The sequence below is a fragment of the Verrucomicrobiales bacterium genome (genome assembly GCA_016793885.1).
GTDB lineage: Bacteria > Verrucomicrobiota > Verrucomicrobiia > Limisphaerales > UBA11320 > UBA11320.
Genome location: JAEUHE010000089.1, coordinates 1 through 6,026 on the forward strand (window position 1 = coordinate 1; position 6,026 = coordinate 6,026).

Below are 6,026 nucleotides of genomic sequence, written 5' to 3' on the forward strand. Positions count from 1 at the left end.
GGCAGCCGAAATTCCAAATCTCCAACGACACACCGAAACTAAAACATTGAGACTCCATCTCTGATGGACTACACCTTTCCCACACCAAGCCACCATAGCTTAACTAACCCTCCAAGTGGCCGGACTATTGGGGCCACCTCACCAGCGCGGCTGGGAGGACAGGGACATATCGTCGAATTACAACCCCGCCCCCCAAGGCACCGAGAACTAAGGCAAGATACGAAGATGCGTTATAGAGATGTACGACGGAGGCAATCATAGATGATTCCAGCGTAAGCGACAACCCGTTCGAGCCCTCAAAGTCGATGGTCCATCGAGCCTTCCCTCGGAAAACCAAAGCTCATCCCATTAATTTAATCCTTACCTTATGGGGTTCCCTGCTTGTTCAAAAGTAGCTATAAATTGAATTGGGCGATCTGTCGACACTCATCGAAAGTAGTCAATAATGTTTTGGCCGGGAGGAAGAGAGCGGAGAAGTCGTCGAAGTGTCCGTCGGGATGAGCGGTTTAAACATGGGAATGGCTTTGATCGGAGATTCCATCAAGTTACATATGGGCAGGACGGTCGAATTTTCTGAGACCTCAAGTTCGGTCAAAAATGCGATGTCCATTAAGTGCGGAACACCTAGTTCACTCTGGAATGCCTAATGTCTCCGAAATCGTCCGAATCTGGATTAGATTCGTGTGGCGGTCGAAACCTAAACTCACTGCCATGGATGAGATGTTCGCTCTATAAATAATCGTCTTGTCGGCTTCAGAAGGATCCTCTGGCAAGGCCCGCGCGAGCGGCACCAGCCTTGCTCTACCTGAGGTCACCACGCTCACTTCGTGCCAGGGCATGTTGAGCCGAAAAAGCCGCCAAGGTCTGATGGCACACTGCCAGACAAGCAGTAGGAGGGCCCCTATTAGACACAGTGACAGTGTCACCGTGAAGGTGAATGGTTTCGAAGAGCTCACGGTCCGACTCCTCCCGTTAATGGGGGCACACTCCCTGACAATTCGGGGTCAGACTTAGACCCGGCTTGGTATTCTCGCTCGGCCCGACCTGCTGATTCCCAGGATTCCCATGGCCGGTGATGGTGAGCTGGCCTATACAGCCACACACTTTCTTCAACCTGCTTGCGAAATCGCTCCAAGCTGGGATGGCGATATATAAGAGATCGGTTCCACTCGCCTCCAGCAACGGAGGATTGGTTATTCGAAATTAATCCGTTATCCGGGTCTGCGGGATCTGGTCGCGGAAGCGTCACTACCCTGTTCCCCGGACAATGAGGAACATTCTTGTCGGGTGGATAGTTGTAACAAGTCGAGCAGGTGCCAGGAATTGTGAGCCCTAGTTTGTCGACATACTCCAATGGATTGTTAAGGACGAACCCGTAAAGGTTCAGCCCTCCCCTCGCCTCAATCGGTTCCCTATTTGGCCATTTACCCCGACCCGATGCGGTTTTGTAGGCACACCGAGCAGAACCCGTTGCGATTGCGCGGTCACGACGGCGCCGGCGTGACAAGCGACCCGATGGCGACTCACGAAAACCCCAGACGCGAGTTTTGTAGGGGGAGGTTCCGACTTCGCGCTTCGAGCTACGCCGGACAAGCTGCCCGGTGCGATGAACAAAGCGGCCGACCTGCCGACGCTCAGCAGCGGCTAAAAGAGGAAAAAGCCCAACTCCGTTCACGAGTAGGAACCTACACAACTTCGGGGGAAAGGAAAGGCCAAGATTCTTAAGGAGCGCCGCAGAGTTTCCTGACTACGTCAGCTTGCCTCTTCCGTTCCTGCATCGCCTGTTTTCATCCGGGCCACCCTACACGCTCCCTCCCCGTCGCAGATAGTGACATACCCGGACATCTCGCCGACGGCCTTCGATGGGAAAAACCGGCTCTCAGAGCGAAGACGAGGGGAACAGACAGTCCACCCGATGCAGGTTACCCAACTCAGTCGCCTAGCCCCCGATTTCGTGGAGGAAGTCGCCCACTGGATCGACAAAGGCTTTGGCATCGAAACGACGCAGCCTTACCCCGCCTAAATCTCATCAATATCAGAACTAAGAGATGCGACCCCGATGGACTTCGCAAAACTCATCAATGTCAGATCTAGGAGGTTCGTCCCCGATGCCCCCCCCCGAGATTCAACACCTGTGCGACGCGGGCATCGTTACGGCCTCCGTTCGGGCTCTCGTTCCAAGGTGGAATCGCTCCACATCCCCTTCAGGTCTTCGATCGCCTTCGAGTCGGAATAGCCTATTGGCATCGTCATCCCCGGCTGCCGGGGTCTCGCCAAAGGAGCGGCCGAGCGCCGCAACACGAGAGTTTCGAATGGGCTTTTGAGAACCAGATGCGGAGTATTGTTTACATTCGTACGGATGTAGTGAAACACGAAGCATGACGTCGGGGGACCCAGTGTTATCTCCTTCGGTGAAACGTTCACAAACCCAGAGTCTTCGTGAACCGACAGTCCATCTGTGGCGTTTCCTCGAAGCATCACGAACTCCGCAGAGATCGGATGAAAACCTGTTTGGTTTGGGGATTTGGGAGGGGGTTCCTTGAAAGGGTAGTACACATCGAGTTCGAACAGCGTCCGAAGGACAGATCGCGAGTCCGGCTCACCGTCGGCTCGCCATTCAATCACGATCCAACGTCCGACGAGCCATTCATAGCTCGAAGCCAAGCCAACACTGATACAATGAATCGTACCCGCGACGAGCAAACCGATTAGCACAGCCCAAGGCAGGCGAGTGTAACAGTTCATTGTGCCCCCCGTCTTATTCGATCGGGTCCGGACATCACCTCTGTGCCGTTGTGGAAGGTCTCAACACTAGCTTTATCATCACAGGATTTCTTTAGGTGGATAGTAATCTGGCCTTGACCATCAAAACCAGAGTTCCAGTCGGGAGGTTCCGTGGAACTCCACAACGAGTGGTAGTTCTCAGGGTAATTCATCCTCCGCGTTGGGTCAGCATCTACCTGATCGTTCTCACCGAAGGACGGATTCCAACCGGCAGCAGGAGCGGTTCTTTGTGTTCGATATGTGAGGGTCACGGACAGATCGAGCTGATAGCCACAACGGCCAAATTTTGCGGAGGCTCTCAGGCGCTCATCCTCGATCCCCTGCAGAACTTCTGACAGATTCAGGCTCTGATCGAAGTACTGCCAAGGGCCCCCTAAGGAATAGACGGGTTGTAACGTCAAGCTGGTACCGCGGTCTGTCATAGGGTATATTGAGAGCGGCGGACCTGATAGCGCTCCATTGAAGCCGAGTGTCAACGGATACGCCGAGTATAAATCCCATGCTCCGTTGGCCGCACTCCCGCCAGCCACGCACGGGGTCACACTCCAACGCATTTGGCGATGTACTGAGAGCACGAAGCTGTTTCCGAATCGTACCATGTCCTCAAAATCGAATCTGAACCCCAATCCGACCCAAAGCGACTGCCCGTTGACGCTAGGATTGTTGATGTAGGCAACGTCGACTCGACCATCAGGATCAAACGCTTGGGGAGGCTTGTTCCGCACAAACCCATAGACGTTCTTCCCACCCCTCTCCTCGATCGGATCCCTTGATAGCCACCTAGCGATCGTGCCAGACCTCGGAGATATCATCAGTCAACCCATTGTCATTTATTCGGTTCGGCCCATTTGACCACAATCGTATCCGACTAGGAATATTGGAGGGGGAGCCAACAGCATGACTGGCAGGGAGAAGCTGAAAGTTTAGTGGAGAACCCCACGAATCGCACAGCAGCACGCGGTTGCTCTCACCAACGATCACCGGCAGTTGGAATCCGAGGATCTCAAGGAGAATCCTAAGTCTAGCCTCGGACGATACTCCACTCTCCCAGTGGAGCGAAGGATCTCGCAGCAACTCGTCAATAGGTTTACCAAACTCCATTCTGGCAGACGATAATCCGAGCTGAATGTTATTAAGCATAACTACAGTACTCAGCTTTGGTGACCGTCGCGAAACCAGAACCGCCCAAGCCAACAATGCGCACACAACGCCTACGAGGGTCACGAGCGAGGCAGTGAATCGAGTCTTTCGGTTCATAGCCCGGGTGGTTTTTCGTAGCCTCTATCCGAAGAGATATCGTCCGCGTTTCCTCTTCCAACCCCCACCTTATAACCCATGAAAATTCCCGTAGGTGAAACATTCCATTGCCATTGATTCAAGGAGTACGCCCCTTTTCGAATGAGTGCTGGAAGACCGCCAGCAGCGGACCCGCACGATGCGAGATACATAAGGCTTATCCCATACTGAGTATATTGTCCCGGGGTGACACCCTCCGCTTCCGGAATGACGTTGATCACACCATTGTTTTCTGCAGCCCCATGGCCAGCGTAATAGTATTTGTATATGCTTGGATCGCCCAAGTGTCCGAGTATAGTACTTGCGGTGACATCTCTGGACAAGTCCACGTGGAAGCCCTCCGCCTCAAGGATCGGTTTGGTCTCAGTCTCAAGCATATCAAAAAAGACCTCAAGAATGCTGTCGTACAGCCCTGAATCTAAAAGCCAATCCTTCTTGCCAAAATCGATAAACACAGTGTTTGGTATGCTAAATTGGCTGCAGGACTGAATGGCCTCCTGGCTAGACGTGGGCATCTTCGTAGGACCGATTGTCTTCAGCCATTTTTTATACTGACTCGGATTCAGATTAAGCTTCAGCGCTAGGGATGCAACTGTATCGCCATCATCCGGGATAGCGGTTGCTCGTTTCAGCCTTTTGCTGCGATGGAGTTGCCATAGCCCTAGGACATCCACCCGATTGATCGAGTCGTTCTGAATTAACACGTAAAGGTTCGCCCCCCCCAACTCAGCAGACGGATCCCTGGATAGCCATTTAGTCCATCGCCTCGCGGCCACTCCTCGCTCGATTTGGCGCATCGATCAGTGTCCTAGGGTATCGATTTAAGTTCGTTTTCCATCTCTTTCCGCGTCTCGAACCATGATATTGCTCTCCCAATCCTTTCGGCATCAGTGGATGCAGTAAGATCCATAGCCGTAGGCTTAAGAATGAAAAAGCCACTCCGTTTCCAATTGGGATCCATCCAATCCGCAGGAGGCGGATGGGATGACTTTTCCCCAAAGATTAGATCTCCACGCAGGTCACACCAAAGCACGTCGCCAGGTATGACGATCTGCGTGGTTATCTTGTCGAGGGAAAGATCGGCAGAAATCACCCTTGCACCACGACCGACATCATTCAGGGATCTGTATGTGAGCCCAGCCCCCATTTCTTTGATGATCGTGACTGAACTGCGTCTGCACCCGAACGCAATGCAGCTTAAAGTTACCAGTAGGATGATTAGTCGCGTCTTCATGGACAACTACTGAGTCGGCCAGTTCCCGAGATACTCTCAGACCATTTGGCCGTGATAGGGTATGGCGTGCCTCCGACTTCGATCGGGAAATCCAGTGGATGCTTGAAGGCATCTGTGATCGAGAACTTCAGTTCACCTGAATAGTTAAAAACGCAGTAGCAACAAAGAACTTCTATGTCCACCACGAACCCCTCAAAGAACGAAGTGCTTCCGAGAATATATCCTAGCCCGAGACCTCTCCAGGTCACGTCGGGAGTCAGCTGGATACCACGCAATTCCATATTCTCGTGAAGGACGTCACGCCCCTCGGTCTTACACTTTCGACTTAACGTTTGAACTCGGGTCGCGATCCTACTTTTGACTTCCTCCCTCCAGGCGGATATCTCCGGGGAAAACACGCGATAGATCGAATCCAGGTAACCTTCTGCGATTAAATCAAATTCCGAACCCTCCCCATGGTAGTAATGTTGAATGAACGGAGCATACTCCTGGGTTTCCCACTTGAATTCCAGGCCAAGCATGTCCCAATAAACCATTGGCGAATTGCCAAGGAACCCGTACAAATTCCTACCTCCCTTTTCCTGAATAGGGTCCCGGCTTAGCCACTTACCCCGACCCGATGCGGTTTTGTAGGCACACCGAGCAGAACCCGTTGCGATTGCGCGGTCACGACGCCGGCGGCGAGATAAGCGACCCGATGGCGACTGACGAA

General features: G+C 52.9%; 2 protein-coding genes. Both read right to left on the reverse strand.

The features are described from left to right. Positions 1-2,151: 2,151 nt before the first annotated feature. Positions 2,152-2,745 carry a hypothetical protein gene (locus JNN07_10425; protein MBL9168145.1) on the reverse strand — a complete coding sequence of 198 codons (594 nt, stop codon included), beginning with the start codon at positions 2,743-2,745 and terminating at the stop codon, positions 2,152-2,154. A gap of 1,292 nt (positions 2,746-4,037) precedes the next feature. Continuing rightward, on the reverse strand, positions 4,038-4,535 hold the full coding sequence (locus JNN07_10430; protein ID MBL9168146.1) for a hypothetical protein: 498 nt from the start codon (positions 4,533-4,535) through the stop codon (positions 4,038-4,040). Positions 4,536-6,026: the final 1,491 nt, after the last annotated feature.